The following is a 16,617-nucleotide window of genomic DNA, read 5'->3' on the forward strand; positions in this document are numbered from 1 at the left end:
CATTGCCCTCGGGCGGCGTGAGCCGGAGTTCCGGACTGTCTTCGGGTCGTGGACATGGTCGAGGGCGGACGTGTCCTGTTAGTCAAGGATGCGATTAGTCAGAAAATTGACTATGGTGCCTCGGACGGACCCGACCGGGGAGGACATGCGATGGCCTTGCGGCATGCGGTGCTGACGGCACTGCTGGACGGCGAACACAGTGGGTATCAGCTGGCCAAATCGTTCGACGTCGGTATGGCCAACTTCTGGCACGCGCTGCCGCAGCAGCTCTACGCGGAGCTGGCGAAGCTGGAAGCCGACGGCCTGGTGGCGGGCCGTGAGGTCGTCCAGGAAGCGCGGCCGAACAAGCGACTGTTCACGGTCACCGACGCGGGCCTGGCCGAACTGCGCCGGTTCGCCCGCACCCCGTCGAAACCGTCGTTCATCCGCGACGACCTGCTCGTCAAGGTCGCGGCCGCGGACGCGGTCGACGCCGCGGAGCTGATCGCCCAGCTCGACGAACGCGCCGCGATCGCCGGGGCGAAGGTCGAACTCTTCGACAAGCTTATGCGCAAGATGCGGGGCGAGCTCGGCGAAGCCGAATACCTGGCACACGGCACGCAGGTCGGCCCCTACCTGACCTTACTGCGGGGGCGGCGATTCGAGAGCGAGAACCGCGAGTGGTGCACCGAGGCCGCCTCGGTGCTGCGAGCGAGGGCAGGCGCCGATGTCACGCGGTGAGGGCAACCGGCAGGCAGTCGGCTACCGACGGTTCGTCGCCCTCGGTGACAGTCAGACCGAGGGCCTCAACGACGGCGACGAGCTGCACGGTTTCCGGGGCTGGGCCGATCTGCTCGCCGACCGGCTCGCCGCTTCCGACCCGGAGCTGCGCTACGCCAATCTGGCCGTGCGTGGCCGCCGCGCCCGCGAGGTGCGCGCCGGCCAGCTGTCCGCCGCGCTGGCGTTGTCCCCCGACCTCGCCACCGTCATGGCCGGCGTCAACGATCTGATCCGCCCGCGGTTCGACGCCGAAGCGGTCTGCGGTCACATCGAGCACCTCATCGGAGCGCTCGCCGGCGCCGGGGCCACCGTCGTGACCTTCGCCTACCCCGACCCGGGGCGGCGGATGACCGCCGGGCGGCTGCTCACCGCCCGCACCCGGGAGTTCAACGCGCGCATCCGTGACACCGCCCTGCGACACGGCGCGGTGGTCGTCGACCTCTCCGCACATCCCGTCACATCGGATCCCCGGCTGTGGAGCAGCGATCGCCTGCACCTCAACACGCTCGGTCACACGCGGCTGGCCGCCGCGGTCGCCCACGCCCTCGCGCTCCCGGGCAGCGGCACCACATGGACCCGTCCCCTCGAACCCCGGCCCACACCGGCCGTATGGCGCCGCGCCGGAACCGAACTCCGGTGGGCGGCGGATTTCGTGGGGCCCTGGCTCGTGCGCCGCGTCCGCGGTCGCTCGTCCGGTGACGGCAGGCAGGCGAAACGTCCCGCGCTCACCCCGGTCGACCGCAGCTCGGACGTCGCGGGGAACGCCGGCACCGACACCGGCTGACGCCGCAGGCGAACCGGGAGCGCTCCCGGAACGGTGCCGTTCGCGTTTCCAGGGCCGAACCGGACCACGCGCCGGACCCGGCATTGGTCGAGGTGGCCACAACGAACCCGAAAGTGATCCCGCATGAACGCCTTTCCGAACCTGCTCGCACCGCTCGATCTCGGTTTCACCCGGCTGCCCAACCGGGTGATCATGGGGTCGATGCACGTCGGTCTCGAGGACCGGGCGAAGCACATCGACGAGCTCGCCGAGTTCTACGCCGAACGTGCCCGCGGCGGCGTCGGGCTGATCGTGACCGGCGGGTTCGCGCCGAACCGCACCGGATGGCTCTACCCGGCTGCGGCGAAGATGAGCACGCGGGCGGAGGCGCGGCGACACCAGGCTGTCACCGCCGGCGTGCACGAGGCGGGCGGCAAGATCGCGCTGCAGCTGCTGCACGCCGGGCGGTACGCGTACCACCCGCTGTCGGTCTCGGCGTCGGCGGTGAAGGCGCCGATCAACCCGTTCCGGCCGCGGGCCCTCACCGACCGCGGCGTGCGCGCGCAGATCGCCGCGTTCGCCCGCTCGGCCGCGCTGGCCCGCGAAGCCGGATACGACGGTGTCGAGATCATGGGCTCGGAGGGCTACCTCATCAACCAGTTCCTCGCCCCGCACACCAACAGGCGCCGTGACCGCTGGGGCGGGTCGGCCGAGAACCGGCGCCGGCTCGCCGTCGAGATCGTGCGCCAGGCCCGCCGCGCCGCGGGCGACGACTTCGTGATCGTCTACCGACTGTCCATGATGGACCTGGTCGAGGACGGGCAGAGCTGGCAGGAGGTCGTCGACCTCGCGAAGGCCGTCGAGCAGGCCGGGGCCACGATCATTAACACCGGTATCGGATGGCACGAGGCGCGCGTGCCCACGATCGTGACGTCCGTGCCGCGTGCCGCCTTCACCGATGTCACCGGCAAGCTCCGGAAGCACGTGTCGATTCCGGTCGCCGCGTCCAACCGGATCAACATGCCGCAGGTCGCCGAGGAGGTGCTCACCCGAGGCGAGGCCGACATGGTCGCCATGGCGCGCCCCTTCCTGGCCGACCCGTCGTGGGTGGCCAAGGCGGAAGGCGACAGGAGCGACGAGATCAACACGTGCATCGGGTGCAACCAGGCCTGCCTCGATCACACGTTCTCCCTCAAGCGGGCGTCGTGCCTGGTGAACCCGCGCGCGGGGAACGAGACCACGCTCCGCCTGTTGCCGAGCAGGACGGCGAAGCGGATCGCAGTGGTCGGTGCGGGACCCGCCGGACTGTCCGCGGCCGTCGGGCTGGCCACCCGCGGCCACGAGGTCGACCTGTTCGAAGCCGAGGACGAGATCGGGGGCCAGTTCGCGATCGCCCGGCGCATTCCGGGCAAGGAGGAGTTCTCCGAGACCATCCGTTACTACCGGCGGCAGCTCGCACTCACCGGCGTCACGCTGCACCTCGGCACGAAGGCCGACGCCGCGGAGCTGCGCGACCGGGGTTTCGACGACGTCGTCATCGCCACCGGCGTGACACCGCGAATCCCGGACATTCCCGGGATCGACCACCCGTCGGTGCTGTCGTACGCCGACCTGGTTCGCCGAGGAGCCCCTGTGGGCGACCGCGTGGCCGTGATCGGAGCGGGCGGTATCGGCGTCGACGTCAGCGAGTTCCTGACCCACCGCGAATCCCCGACGCTCGACCTGGACGCGTGGCGGGCCGAATGGGGTGTGACCGACCCCGAGACCGGGCGAGGCGGCCTCGCCGCGCCCGCTCCGCACCCGGCGCCGCGGCACGTGGTTCTCATGCAGCGCAAGACCTCCCGCATCGGACGCGGACTCGGCAAGACCACCGGCTGGGTCCACCGGGCCTCGCTCAGGGCCAAGGACGTCGAGCAACTCACCGGAGTCAACTACGAGCGGATCGACGACGCCGGCGTGCACATCTCGTACGGGCCGAAGCGCGAACGGCCCACGGTCGTCGCCGTCGACAACGTGGTGATCTGCGCGGGCCAGGAACCCGTGCGGGACCTCGCCGACGAGCTGCGCGGGTGCGGGGTGAGCACGCACGTGATCGGCGGTGCCGACGTCGCGGCGGAACTCGACGCCAAACGCGCGATCGACCAGGGAACCCGCCTCGCCGCGACACTCTGACCCCTGAGCCCCGATACTCTGCCCCCGATACCCCGAGCTCGATACCCCGACCCCGACACTCCGGCTGTGTCGCGCCGAGCGCGGCGCGAGAACGGGCACGGGCCGCCGAGCGCGGTCGTGACCGTGGTGCCGGTGCCCGCCGGAGGCCGGCCTGATGTCACCGCCTGAGTGCCGGCCAGCGTGCTCGCCGACGTGCCGACAGCCGACCCGGCCCGTCGTGGAAGTCGACCGGGGCCGGCGTCGTCGTTCCCGCGGCCCCGGTCGACGGCCTCATTCCTGGTGCGGAGTCTTGTACGCCTTCACTTCCTCTGATTCGAACAGCTGCTTGATGTAGGTCATGTCGCCGTCGACGGAGGCGTCCGGTTTCGCCACGTAGACTCCCTGGTCGCGATCTCCGAAAATATTTAACCGATTACGTGTGGTCGGAAGTATTATTCACCGAAATTGGTCGCTTGTGCTAAACAAAGAAATCGTCGGCGGTGTCGGGTATGCCGCTTCCGCTCGTCCGTCCACACGGGTTCCGCGCGACGGGCGGCGTACTCACTCCGCGGCGAGTGCGGTCTCCGCGAGGGCGAGTGGGCGCAGGAGTTGTGGGCGCGGGACCCGAGTGTCCGTCGGCGGTCCGGTACACGGGCAGGGCACCGTCGCCGACGGGCGTCCCGGTTCCGGTCACGGTAACTTGCCGGGCATGCACGAGATGACACGCGACGAATGGTGGCACTTCGCGAGCGAAGGTACGCGCACGGGCAAGGTCGGTGTGGTGCGCGCCGACGGCTCGCCGCACGTCACCCCGGTCTGGTTCGTCCTCCACGAAGACGATGCCGGTGACGAGATCGTGTTCAACACCGGTGCCGACACGGTGAAGGGACGCGCGCTGCGCCGCGACCCGCGGTTGTCGATGACGGTCGACGACCAGGCTCCGCCGTACTCGTACGTGCACGTCACCGCCGAGGCGAGGCTGTCCGACGACCTCGACGAGATGCTGCTGTGGGCGACGACGATCGGCGGTCGCTACATGGGGGAGGAGAAGGCGGAGGCCTTCGGAAAGCGCAACGCTGTCCCCGGCGAACTGCTCGTCCGAGCCCGCATCACGAAGGTCGTCGCCCACGCCGACCTGGCGGGCTGAGGTCGAACCTGGCGGTTCTGGAACGCCGGACTTCCTGCGGGGTGCCATGCGGATCGTTGCCGGGTTGATGGTCGAAACGTCGTAGGGCGCTGCCATCGCGGGCCGCGACGGCAGCGCCCTACGACGTGCGACACGAGCGGTGGAGATCCCCATGGGTGACGAGCGGGACGTGATCGACTTTGACACCGAGTACGTGCTCGCCGAGGCGTTTCCGGGGCGTGTCGACGCCCCGGCCGTGTATCGCCGCTGCACGTGGTGCACGGATCAGCAGCCGTGGCCGGCCGCAGAGCTCACCGTGTTCAAGACTCGGGTGAGCGGTGACCCGCAGGGACGTCTCCTGCTCTATTGCCCGGACCACGTGGACGGCAGGGACGCCGCGGGGCCTGCAGGTACGTCCGGCCGGACAGGGCCGCGGTGCCCGCAGTGCTGGGTCGAGGTGCCGACCGGCACCGGGTTCTGCGACATGTGTGAGATCGCGGTCGGATAGCCCGACGCGTGGCGTGACGACCTTCCGGGTGCGAGATCCTGCATTCAAGTCAGCTCAGGTTGTCTGTATCTAACGTTTGACACAACTTGCAGTCGCGGCTATAAATTCAGGTGAAGGCAGTGGACGAGCCGGAGTCGACCGAGAGACGGCATCGGAGGGGTTCACGATGCTGATGGCGACGCTCAGGCCGGTGCGGCCGCCGCCGTGAACGAGGGTCTTGGCGTGACGGCTCCACGTCGGTCACCGGCCGACGGGATGCCGTGGAAGCCTCCTCGGGAACAACTTTCTTTAGTCCATCGATGTCAAGGTTGAGGCCACTCGACGAGAGTGGCGGTGGTGAGTCACGACGAGCGTGTGACAACCGGAGAAGGAGGTAGTTGGTGGCCATGTTGATGCGGACGGACCCGTTCCGTGAGCTGGACCGGATCTCGCAGCAGTTCTTCGGTCAGAACGGAACCTCGACGAGGCCCGCGGCGATGCCGATGGACGCGTTCCGTTCCGGGGACGACTACGTCGTCAAGTTTGATCTGCCCGGCGTTTCGGCCGACTCGATCGATCTGGACGTTGAGCGCAACGTCCTCACCGTGAAGGCCGAGCGCAGCGCGGACTACGGCGAGGGCGACGAGGTGCAGGTCTCGGAACGTCCACGTGGGACGTTCTCCCGTCAGCTGTTCCTCGGGGACACGCTCGACGCCGACAAGGTGCAGGCCAGTTACGATGCCGGCGTGCTGACGCTGCGGATCCCGGTGGCCGAGCAGGCCAAGCCGCGCAAGATCGCCATCACCGGCGGTGAGGAGCGCAAGGAGATCAACGCCTGAGCGCAGTCGATGCGCTCCGAGCCGGCCCCGCGGCGACGGGCAGGTCCATTGCCGCGGGGCCGGACGTCGCTTCCAAGGCACGCGCCCGACTCCCGACAGGTACGGCTCTCGACAAGTACGACTTCTCGGCACGGAGGACGCCATGCGCCGCCACGACACGACCGAAGGTGCCTGGGCCAACCAGCAGATTCCCGTTTCAGCAGCCGACATTCCGGCTCCGGACGACGCGGGAGTGCCGGGCAACGCGGCCGTTCCGGGTGATGTGGCGCCGGACGATGCCGCCTGGTCGGTCGGCCCGGTAACGGACTCGGTGACCGGTGCGGCGGCCGCGCCGGAGTTCGCGCTCGAGGCGAACCCGGCGGACGTGGCCGAGCAGCAGCTGACCGTGCCGACCGAGCCCCCGGACCGCGGCTGAGCCGGGTGGCGCGTCGTCGTGAACACTCGTCGTGCACAAGGGGTGAGGACGGTGGACGCCGAACGCCGCGACGATCCGTACGTCCTGCTGGGCGTCCCGCGCGGGGCGGATCTGCGTGAGATCACCGCGGCGTACCGGCGCCGCGTCCGGCAGCTGCATCCCGACACCGCGGCGGCCCACGGTGCCGTAACTGCCGACGGTGGGGTGGACTCCGTGGGCGGGGGCGCCGAGCAGTTGGCCGCGGTCGTGGCGGCCTACGAACTGCTGCGATCCCGGCTGCGCCGATGCTCCGGCCCGGAATCGCGCCGACCCACGGCCGCCGTCGACGACCGGGTCCACCCGGTCGACCGTCAAGGCGGTGTCTCGATCCCGGTACGTGTCCACAATGGCCCGATGTCACGCACCCCGAACCTGCGAGCGGGCCCGGTCCGCCGCCACCGGGATTGACCGCGCGGAAGTCGCGGCACGCGCCGAGCTTCGCCGGGATCGAATCAGAACGCCGGCCGGCCACGCGAAGTCGGTGCAGTTGGCCTCGGCAGGGCCGTGGAAGAGATCGGAGAAGGCGCCGGAGGTTCGATCGAGAACTCGGCGAAGACGCCGGTGAGACCGTCGAACAGGTGGGCCGCAGCGCGCACCAGCTCGTCGACGGCGACGAGGACTACGACGGGGACGACGACTGGGGGACCGGGGAGCGGCGAGGCGACCGCGCTCCCGCGAACGACGTGACGAGCTAGAACCCGAGCGGCGCACGGAAGGCACCCGCCGGGGCTCGTCGTCCGGGTCGCGCCGGTAGCGCGACCGGTTGGAAGGAAGGACGTCGCGCCGGTGACGACCGACGACCGCGCCGACGTGTCGTTCAGGAGCACCGTGCGGGCCGGGGAGATCATCTTCCTCGATGCGCCCGAAACCCGGGTCGAGTTCAGCGGCGACACCGATGATCGGACGTCGACCTCCGGTAGCAGACGAGTCCGTCTTCCTGACCCGGTTCGTGCGGGTGCGACCTACCGCGACATCCGGATCGACCACTGGATCACGGCGAGCTCGCATGTCGACACGTCGACCTGGCCGCTCGCGTCATGCGACTCCGTGACGGCACAGCACTCGCCGACCCCGGGCCCGGACCTGCGGAGCCGACCCGTCACGCCGAACGCTCGAGAGTCCTCGCGGCGCTGGTCCCCGGGGCGAGCTCGAGTCGGCGCAGCAGCTGGGCGTTGAGGGCCACGACGACGGTCGAGACGGACATCAGGATCGCACCGACACTCATCGGCAGCAGGAATCCGACGGGCGCGAGCACGCCCGCGGCCAGCGGGACCGACACCAGGTTGTACCCGGCGGCCCACCACAGGTTCTGCTTCATCTTCCGGAAGGTCGCCCGGGACAGTTCGATGACCGACAGCACCGAACGCGGATCGGAACTCGCGAGGATCACGCCCGCCGAGCCGATCGCGACATCGGTACCCGCGCCGATGGCGATGCCCACGTCCGCTTGGGCGAGGGCGGGAGCGTCGTTGACGCCGTCCCCGACCATGGCGACCCGGTAGTTCTCGTCCTGGAGCTGTGCGACCTTGGCGGCCTTGTCCTCGGGCCGGACGCCGGCGAACACCCGGTCGATGCCGAGTTCCGCCGCGACCGTGTCCGCCACGGCCTGTGCGTCACCGGTGATCATCACGACCTCGGCGCCCGCGGCGTGCAGGGCGTCGACGGCCTCGCGCGATTCGGGCCTGATCTCGTCGGCGAGCCGCAGCGCACCGATGACCTCGCCGTCGGAGAGGACGTGGAGGATGATCGCGCCTTCACCGCGCCACCGGTCGGCGACGCCCATTTCCTCGGCTCCGCGCTGGTCGAGCAGGTGCGGGCCGCCGACCTCGATCACGGAGCCGCCCACGGTCGCCTTCACGCCGACCGCCGGCGACGACGAGAAGTCCGACGCCGCGGGAATGCTCAGTTCCCGTGCGCGGGCGGCGCCCACCACGGCCCGGGCCAGCGGGTGCTCACTGTCGGCCTCGGCAGCGGCTGCCAGGGCCAGCACGTCGCCGGCGTCACGGTCGCCGGCCGGTTCGACGGCGGTGACGGCGGGCTCGCCCTTGGTCAGGGTTCCGGTCTTGTCGAACAGCACCGCGTCGACGGTGCGCATCGACTCGAGTGCCAGCCGGTCCTTGACCAGCACCCCGCCGCGGGCGGCACGTTCGGTCGCGATGGAGACGACCAGCGGGATCGCCAGCCCCAGGGCGTGCGGGCAGGCGATGACCAGCACGGTGATCGTGCGGACCACGGCGTCGTCGGGCAGTCCGGTCAGCGACCAGACGGTCGCCGTGATCGCGGCCGCGCCGAGGGCGAACCAGAACAGCCAGGCGGCGGCCGTGTCGGCGATGCGCTGCGCACGGGACGAGGAGGCCTGCGCGTCGGCGACGAGCTTCCGGATGCCCGCCAACGCCGTGTCGTCGCCGGTCGCCGTGACCTCGACGCGTACCCCGGAATCGGTGGCGACGGTGCCGGCCACGACCTGGTCGCCGGTTCCGCGCCGTACGGGCTTGGACTCGCCGGTGACCATCGATTCGTCCATCGAGGCGGAGCCGTCGACGATCGTGCCGTCCGCCGGGACCGACGATCCGGGGCGAACGACGACGACGTCCCCGACGGCCAGTTCGGCGGGAGCGACCGTCACCACCTGGTCGCCCTCGACCTTCTCGGCCTCATCGGGCAGCAGTGCCGCCAGCGAGTCGAGCGCCGAGGTGGTCTGGGCCAGCGAGCGCATCTCGAGCCAGTGCCCCAGCAGCATGATGACCACCAGGAGCGCGAGCTCCCACCAGAAGTTCAGTTCGTGGTCGAGGATTCGCAGGCTGGCGCCCCAGGAGGCGATGAAGGCGACCGTGATGGCCAGGGCGATGAGCAGCATCATCCCGGGGCTGCGGGTGCGGATCTCGGACAGGCCGCCCGTGAGGAACGGCCGCCCACCCCACAGGTAGACGACGGTGCCCAGCACCGGCGATACCCACCAGACCCATGCGGCGCCGGGCAGCTGGTAGCCGATGAGCTCGGCGAACATGTCGTTGAACCCGACCACGGGGACGGCCAGCGCGAGCATGATCCAGAACAGCCGCCGGAACTGCCCCACATGGTCTCCGTGACCGGCGTGGCCGCCGTGCCCTTCGTGGCCGCCGTGATCGCCGTGGCCGCCGTGATCGGCGTTGTCGCCATGGCCGGAGTGGCCGCCGTGATCGCCGTGGTTCTGGACGGCCGGGCTCTCGTCGTGCGCTTCGTCGTGGGACCGATGGCCTGTGTGCGGGCCGGCTTCGTGGTGGTGCCCGTGACCGGGTGCCTCGGGCGACCGGGTCGAAGGATCGTGGCTCATGGTCATCGCTTTCGTTCGGCGTCCTCGTCGAGAGTGCGGCGAGGGCGGAGGTTTCGCAGTGCTCGCGTCCGGACTGTCGTCGCGGGACGTGGCTGCCGGTGCTCAACGGATACGGTATACCCCTAGGGGGTAGTTGTCCAGCAGCCGTGCAGGCTCGTCGATCACCGCAGCGTGACCGTGGGAGAATCGCGGCCGTCACGCCCGAATCCGCCGGCGAGGCTCGGTACCTCGCAACCGCGTCGCGACGCCGGCAGACCGTTCGTCGAGGATCACGCCATGGCTCACCCTGCGTCGCGGCGGCGGAACCCGGTCATCGCCGCCGTCTCGGTCCTGATCGCCGGACTCGCACTCGCCGGTTGTTCCGGCTCGGAGCCGGATTCCGCACCGCCGGCCGACACCCGCAGCGCGGCCGGCGGTGGTCTGCTTGCCGAACACGAGCTGGCCGGCCTCGACACCCCCGAGGTCATCGAACGGCTGGACCGGATGCACGTCGACGACCGCCCGTCCGACCTGCTCGCATCCGTGCAGCCCGACGCACTCGTCCTCAGCGACGAGCGGCAACGCGAGGTCGAGCTGCCCATGCCCGACGACGAGGTCTACGTCTCGGTCGCGCCCTACCGGACGCAGACCCACGACTGCCACTTCCACAGCCTGACCACGTGCGAGGGCGAGCTCGGTAACGCGCCGGTCCGGGTCGTGCTCACCGGTCCCGGTGGCGACGTCCTCGTCGACGAGAACCGGGAGACCTTCGACAACGGCTTCGTCGGCCTGTGGGTGCCACGGGACATCGAGGCGAAGCTGACGATCGAGCACGAGGGCCGGACCGGGACCGCACGCATCGCGACGCGCAGCGGCGACGACCCGACCTGCATCACGGACCTGCGGCTGACCTGAGCATGTCCGGGCCGTCCGAGGTCCGGGGCCGGCCGTCGGGGCTGCGGGGCGTCAGCTCGTCGCGAGCTCGGCCCCCACGGGGACGGTGAGCCTGTCGCCGAGATAGCCGTCGACGTCGCCCGCCCCGAGTGCGTGCACCGCCCAGCTGCGCCGCTCGTGGTCGATGACGTGCAGCTCCCACACGCACGCGAACAGTTGCGGGTCGGCAGGCACGAAACCGTCCTCGCCGTCGCGGAGGAGGCGCTGACAGAGGATGTCGCCGTCCCACCAGTGCACCAGCAGCCAGACGGCGTCCTCGCCGCGGTGGACGATCACGAACCCGCAGTCGCCCGCGGCCGCGGTGGCGGGCAGGACGGTGCTCGCGGTGTCGACGGCCGACTTCAGGAGCTCGTCGTCGGTCGGGTTCCCGTCGGCGCTGATGGTGTAGACCTTGAGCTGCCGGCCGTCGACCTCCCGCAGGCCGTGGAAGTCGGTGCGGCGGAGTGGCAGCGACGGCACGTGGAGTTCCTTTCGTGTGACAGCCGGACGGGGCGAGCCTATCGGCCGATGGGGCGGGGTCGTTCACGTCGCGGTGGGACCGCGCGGAGCTGCTCCCTCCGGCGGGCTCGCGGATCCTGGGTGAGTACCGGGACCGCTGCCGTCCACCGGGCCGGCAGCGGGGGAGCGGAGCCGTAGCAGTGCGGTGGCTGCAGCGGCCGCGGCGGCGAGGACGGCCGCGACGAGCAGCGCAGGTCCGTAGCCCCGGGTCAGCAACGGTGCCACCCCCAGCGGTCCGAGTACCTGTCCGAGGCTGTAGCCCGCGGTCAGCAGCGCCGTGGCCCGCGGAACGCCCAGGTGGGCACCGGTCGCGAGCGTCAGAGTGGTGACGCCCATGAACGTGCCGCCGAACAACACCGCCGACACCAGTGCCGCCGCGATGCCGCCGAACAGTGCCGGCAGTGCCATCCCCACCGCCTGGAGCAGCAGGGCAGCGATCAGCAGGCTCGGGCGCGAGAAGCGGTGCGCCGCCGCGGCCCAGAGCACACACGACGGTGCGGCCGCCAGTCCGACCAGTACCCAGGCTCCGTTGCCCAGCCACGCAGGGCCGGTGCGGGACAACGCCGCGACCAGGAACGTGCCCGCGATGATGTAACCGGCGCCTTCGAGGGAGTAGCCGACCAGCAGCGCCGCGAACCGCCTGCGGCCGCTCGCGCCCCCGGCGCGGGTATCCGGTGACACCGCGGGCGCCTGAGGCGCGGGCAGCCGCCACGCCACCGCGGCGAGCGCCGTGGTCAACGTCGCCGCGACCCACCACGCCAGTTGCCAGCCGCCGACCGCGTCGACGGCGAGCACGCACAGGCCGGACACCGCGATTCCCGCGCCGACGCCGCAGTACACCCATCCCGTCAGGTGCTGCGCGTGACTGCGCAGCCGCTGCAGTGTGGCGTTCGACGCGATCACGAAGATCAGTGCGCTGGCGACGCCGGCCACCGCGCGCATCGCCAGCCAGGCCACCGTGTCGGTCGTGACCGCCATTCCGGCCAGCGTTGCCGCCAGTAGCACCAGGCACGTCCGCAAAGCCGGTATCGACCGCGCGAGCCGCGGCAATACGATGGCCGCGACCGCACCGGCCAGGTACCCCACGTAGTTCGCGGTGGCCAGCGCGTTGCCGGTCTGCGCGCTCATGCCGGCCTGCGCCTGCATCAGCGGCAGGATCGGAGTGAACACGAACCGGCCGATGCCCATCGCCGCCGCCAGCGCGAACGCACCCTGCACCACCATCTGCCAGGCCGGGCGGCACTGCTCGCCGCTGCGTTCCGGGCGGGTGTTCACCGCTCCCACCGATCCGTACCTCCGGTGTCGACGTGTCGCCGCGAGCCTGCGACGCGGCCTGCCGGGCAGCCCAGCCAGGCGCGGTCTCCACGCTAGGTACTCCGGGGTACCGGAGTGAAATGCTCGTTGCGGTGGGTCTATGTTCCCCAGGCATGGATGTAGAGCTGCGGCATCTGCGGGCGTTCGTCGCCGTCGTCCACCACCGCTCGTACACCCGCGCTGCCGCCGAACTGAGCGTCACCCAACCTGTCCTGTCCCGCACCGTTCAGCAGCTGGAGGCGATCCTGCAGGTGCGGCTACTGGAGCGCAGTACCCGCCATGTCCGTGTGACGAGCGTGGGGCAGCAGTTCCTTGGTCACGCCGAACGGATTCTCGGCGAGCTCGGGCAGGCCCTCTCGGCGGTCGGGGCCCAACGGACCCTGCGGCTCGGATTCAGCTGGTTGCTTCCCGATCCGTGGGCCCAGAACACCGCCGCCGCGTTCGAGAACGCGACCGGTGCCACCGTCACCGTGATGCGGCGCGACGATCCGGTGGCTGCGCTGCACCGGGCCGACGTCGACGTGGCGTTCGTGCGCGGCGATCCCGACCTCGGCGGGGCGGCGGAGGTGCACCTGTTCGACGAGGACCGCGTCGCCGTCGTGTCCACCCGGTCCAGCCTGGCGGATCGGCAGCGGCTCGACTGGGAGGAGATTCCGACGTGGCCGCTGGTCGTCAACACCGTGTCCGGCACCACCGGGGACTGGTCGTGGCCGGACGGCGAGCGCTCCGTCGAGATCGTGACCTGCACCAACTACGACGAATGGCTCGAAACCGTCGCCGCGGACCGCGGCATCGGCGTCGTTCCGGTCGTGGCGGCACGCCGCAGCAACCACTCCGGTGTCCGCTTCATCCCGCTGACCGGAGCGCCGCCGGTGCCGGTCCGCCTGGCGTACGTGCCCGCCACGGCCGGTGCGCTGATCCGCCACTTCGTCGACGCCGCCACCGGCGCCGCGTAGTGGCCACCCTCTCGGGCTCCGGTCAGCGCGGGGCGCGGGCCAAGTAGACGGTGCTGCTCGCCTCGCGGCGCAGCAGAGGATTGTCGAAGGTCACGACCTCCGCGGTGACGCCGGTGAACTGCTCACCGAGCGTCGCGGTGAACTCGTCGTCGGGCCGGTCGTCGGACCAGAGTGCGAACACGCCGCCTGGCCGCAGCCGATCGCGCAGCGCAGCGAGTCCCTCGGGAAAGTAGAAACCGGTATGGCTCTCGTGCAGCACGTGCCGCGGTGAGTGGTCGATGTCGACGACGACGGCGTCGAACCGGCGGCCCGGCTCCTGCGGATCGAGCCCCTGTTCGGAGGCGACCATCGCGAAGAAGTCGCCGTGGACGAACCGGCACCGTGGATCGGCGGCCAACGTCCCGCCTGCCGGGAGCAGTGCGCGTTCGTGCCAGTCGATCACCGGCGCCAGTGCTTCGACGACCACCAGCGAGCGCACCCGATCGTCGTCCAGCACCGCAGCGGCCGTGCAGCCGAGGCCGAGCCCGCCCACGGCCACGTCGAGATCCGTTCCGTCCAACCGGGTCACGGCGCGTCGGCCCAGTTCCGTCTCCGACACGGTGAACAGACTGGACATGAGGAACTCGTCGTTGAGCTTGATCTCGTGCACCTCGCGGTCGAGCGCGGGGTCCCGGCGCACCCGTAGCGACAGTTCGCCCATCGGCGTCTGCTGCCAGTCGAGTTCCTGAAAACGCATGGTCACGTGCTCACCTTCGGTTGCGGGGCGTGGGATGCGTACAGGGTCCTGCACGCACCGGCGGCGCCTACGCCCGGCTCAGCGCCGGCGATGTCGACTGCCGGGTGACCGTGGCGACGTCCGGATCCGCCGCGAAGGACAGGAAGTCCGACAGCCGGCGCTCGTGGGTCAGGTGGAGTTCGTGCATGGCCCTCGTGCAGGCGATGTAGAGCATGCACTTGTCCATCTCGTTGCCGTAGTTGTCCTCGTCGGCGTCCGGCACGATCACGCGGTCGAACTCCAGGCCCTTGGAGATGTGCGCCGAGGTGATGACGATGCCGCTGCCGAACGTCGTGCTGTCGTAGTCGAGCAGAGTCGCCTCGACGCCCACCTCGGTCACCGCGCGGTGCACGGCCTCGGCCTGGGCGATGGTCTTGCAGATGATGCCGAGTGAACGGAAGTCGCTGCGGCCGTGCCGCTCGATGATGTCGAGGATCTCCGCATGCTGGTCGTCGCAGGCGACGATCTGGGGCAGGGAGCCGCGGCGCTCGATGGGGACCAGCTTGTCGTTACGGGAGATGTTCTGGGCGAACTCGGTGATCTCCGCAGTGGAACGGTAGCTCTTGCACAGTTCGAGGCAGTCCGCGTCCGGGAAGATGCCGTGGATCGTGGCCAGTGACGACGAGCTGAACGGGTTCACCGACTGGTTGGAGTCGCCCAGGATCGTCATCTGGCACGAGAACAGCTCCCGCAGCACGGCGTACTGGACGGCCGTGTAGTCCTGCATCTCGTCGACCAGCAGATGCCGGATGTGGCCGAAGGTCTCCTGCCGGGCCGTCCTGATCATGGTGTAGATCAGCGGGAACACGTCCGAGTACTCGATCTTCTTCTTGCCCAGCGGTTTGAACATGGTGCGCCGGTTGTCGTCGGCCTCGTAGAAGGCCTTGTAGACCGCGAATGCGTCCTTGTAGGGCAGCATCGCCCGCACCTGCTTGCGGACACCGCTGGTGTCGGCCGCGCTCCACTTGCCGCCGCGGTCGCGCACCTCGTTCTTGAGCAGGTGCACGGCGGTGTCGGCCACGTGGTCGAGCCGAGTGAAGATCGGCATCGCCCGCGCGTCCTCGAAGGCGTCGGCCACCCAGTCCTCGGACAGCCGCTTGCTCTTCTGCGCGATCTCGGCCGGGGTGAACTCGCCGGAGATGGAGGCGATCCACTCGTCGAGTCGTGCGACGAACTCGGGCGTGGCCTTGAACCGCATGCGCTCGGCCGCCGCGTCGTCGACCCGGTCGAGGAGGTTGACCACCTGCTCGCTGAACGTCTCGTACCCGGTGACCTTGTCGAGGAACCGGCTCGCGATCCGGTCGAAGTCGATCTCGGCGACCCGCTCCTCACCCAGCTCGGGCAGCACGTCGGCGATGTAGTCGCCGAAGACCTTGTTGGGGGAGAGGATCATGACGTTGTCGGAGGAGAGCGTGTCCTTGAAGCGATACAGCAGGAACGCCACCCGGTGCAGGGCGATCGAGGTCTTCCCGGAGCCCGCGACGCCCTGCAGGATCAGCACGTCGGCGGTGTCGTTGCGGATCACCGCGTTCTGCTCGCGCTGGATGGTGGCGACGATGTTCTTCATCCGGTCGTCGGCCGACTGGCCGAGCTCACGCTGCAGGATCTCGTCGCCGATGTTGAGCGCGCTGTCGAACATGTACTCCAGGCGCCCGCCGGAGATCTTGTACTGCCGTTTGCGCGTGATGTCGCCGTGGGCGGTGCCCTTCGGCGTCTCGTAGCAGGCCCGCCCGGTCTCGTAGTCGTAGAACAGGCTGGACACGGGTGCCCGCCAGTCGTGGATCACGATCTCCTGGGTCTCCGGGTGCGAGAAGTTGTGCACCCCGATGTAGTGGGTCGCGGCATCCGACTCACCGTCGGTGTGGAAGTCGACGCGACCGAAGTACGGCGACTGCAGCAGCTTCTCGACACGCTTGTGCAGCAGCTGCGCGTGCTCGGTCATCTTGATCGACAGGTCGACCTCGCCGCGGTAGTTGGCCTTCTCGGCGAAGTCCATGTCCCGGAGGTTGTCCCACAGGTGCTTCTTGCGGGCGTCGATGTCGTCCGCGGCCTTGTCGATGTCGGCGGAGAGCCGTTCCCGCTCCTTGCCCAGCAGGTTGAGCGTCTCGGCCAGGTAGTGGTGCTCCTGCTCCTCGTCGCTCGTGCGCGCGTCGGTCAACGCCACCTCCTGGCCGAACCGTGATTCCGAAACTCTCCCGTTACGTAAGGGTAGGATACAGCTCGGGCCGGGTCGACGGCCCCGGTGCGGT

General features: G+C 69.9%; 15 protein-coding genes. 10 read left to right on the forward strand and 5 right to left on the reverse strand.

From position 1 onward, the window contains the following. The first annotated feature begins 150 nt into the window (after positions 1-150). The 8 genes from LY40_RS15615 (at position 151) to LY40_RS15650 (ending at position 6,987) form a co-directional block, all read left to right on the forward strand. Positions 151-720 (forward strand): PadR family transcriptional regulator, encoded by a 570-nt coding sequence (locus LY40_RS15615; RefSeq protein WP_258937293.1) that lies wholly within the window; start codon positions 151-153, stop codon positions 718-720. After that, positions 707-1,543 (forward strand): SGNH/GDSL hydrolase family protein, encoded by an 837-nt coding sequence (locus tag LY40_RS15620; protein WP_258937294.1) that lies wholly within the window; start codon positions 707-709, stop codon positions 1,541-1,543. Before LY40_RS15615 ends, LY40_RS15620 begins: the two co-directional genes overlap by 14 nt. 123 nt (positions 1,544-1,666) lie before the next feature. Beyond that, positions 1,667-3,694, forward strand: a complete 2,028-nt coding sequence (locus tag LY40_RS15625) for an NADPH-dependent 2,4-dienoyl-CoA reductase (protein ID WP_258937295.1) — start codon at positions 1,667-1,669, stop codon at positions 3,692-3,694. A gap of 688 nt (positions 3,695-4,382) precedes the next feature. After that, on the forward strand, positions 4,383-4,820 hold the full coding sequence (locus LY40_RS15630) for a PPOX class F420-dependent oxidoreductase (RefSeq protein WP_258937296.1): 438 nt from the start codon (positions 4,383-4,385) through the stop codon (positions 4,818-4,820). Between the two features lie 151 nt (positions 4,821-4,971). After that, complete coding sequence (locus LY40_RS15635; RefSeq protein ID WP_258937297.1) at positions 4,972-5,307, forward strand: hypothetical protein; 336 nt, start codon at positions 4,972-4,974, stop codon at positions 5,305-5,307. A 386-nt stretch (positions 5,308-5,693) separates the two neighbouring features. Beyond that, complete coding sequence (locus tag LY40_RS15640; RefSeq protein WP_258937476.1) at positions 5,694-6,125, forward strand: Hsp20/alpha crystallin family protein; 432 nt, start codon at positions 5,694-5,696, stop codon at positions 6,123-6,125. A gap of 142 nt (positions 6,126-6,267) precedes the next feature. Beyond that, entirely contained in the window at positions 6,268-6,540 is a 273-nt protein-coding gene (locus LY40_RS15645) for a hypothetical protein (RefSeq protein ID WP_258937298.1), read from the forward strand. 51 nt (positions 6,541-6,591) lie between these two features. Next, complete coding sequence (locus tag LY40_RS15650) at positions 6,592-6,987, forward strand: J domain-containing protein (RefSeq protein ID WP_258937299.1); 396 nt, start codon at positions 6,592-6,594, stop codon at positions 6,985-6,987. Between the two features lie 691 nt (positions 6,988-7,678). On the opposite strand, the gene LY40_RS15655 is transcribed toward LY40_RS15650, so the two are convergent. Then, on the reverse strand, positions 7,679-9,892 hold the full coding sequence (locus LY40_RS15655; RefSeq protein WP_307876885.1) for a heavy metal translocating P-type ATPase: 2,214 nt from the start codon (positions 9,890-9,892) through the stop codon (positions 7,679-7,681). Positions 9,893-10,168: 276 nt separating this feature from the next. Between LY40_RS15655 and LY40_RS15660 the strand changes: the two genes are divergently transcribed. Next, the gene (locus tag LY40_RS15660; RefSeq protein WP_183778833.1) at positions 10,169-10,786 is read left to right on the forward strand and encodes a CueP family metal-binding protein; all 618 of its coding nucleotides are present in this window, start codon (positions 10,169-10,171) and stop codon (positions 10,784-10,786) included. Positions 10,787-10,837: 51 nt separating this feature from the next. On the opposite strand, the gene LY40_RS15665 is transcribed toward LY40_RS15660, so the two are convergent. Continuing rightward, complete coding sequence (locus tag LY40_RS15665) at positions 10,838-11,284, reverse strand: hypothetical protein (protein ID WP_258937300.1); 447 nt, start codon at positions 11,282-11,284, stop codon at positions 10,838-10,840. A 63-nt stretch (positions 11,285-11,347) separates the two neighbouring features. Continuing rightward, complete coding sequence (locus tag LY40_RS15670) at positions 11,348-12,607, reverse strand: YbfB/YjiJ family MFS transporter (RefSeq protein WP_258937301.1); 1,260 nt, start codon at positions 12,605-12,607, stop codon at positions 11,348-11,350. A gap of 143 nt (positions 12,608-12,750) precedes the next feature. On the opposite strand from LY40_RS15670, the gene LY40_RS15675 reads away from it, so the two are divergent. After that, complete coding sequence (locus LY40_RS15675) at positions 12,751-13,593, forward strand: LysR family transcriptional regulator (RefSeq protein ID WP_183778829.1); 843 nt, start codon at positions 12,751-12,753, stop codon at positions 13,591-13,593. A 22-nt stretch (positions 13,594-13,615) separates the two neighbouring features. On the opposite strand, the gene LY40_RS15680 is transcribed toward LY40_RS15675, so the two are convergent. Further along, positions 13,616-14,329 (reverse strand): polyamine aminopropyltransferase, encoded by a 714-nt coding sequence (locus LY40_RS15680; protein ID WP_258937478.1) that lies wholly within the window; start codon positions 14,327-14,329, stop codon positions 13,616-13,618. Between the two features lie 67 nt (positions 14,330-14,396). Then, positions 14,397-16,526 carry a HelD family protein gene (locus LY40_RS15685; protein WP_258937302.1) on the reverse strand — a complete coding sequence of 710 codons (2,130 nt, stop codon included), beginning with the start codon at positions 16,524-16,526 and terminating at the stop codon, positions 14,397-14,399. Positions 16,527-16,617: the final 91 nt, after the last annotated feature.

Source organism: Prauserella salsuginis (assembly GCF_024648885.1).
GTDB classification, from domain to species: domain Bacteria; phylum Actinomycetota; class Actinomycetes; order Mycobacteriales; family Pseudonocardiaceae; genus Prauserella; species Prauserella salsuginis.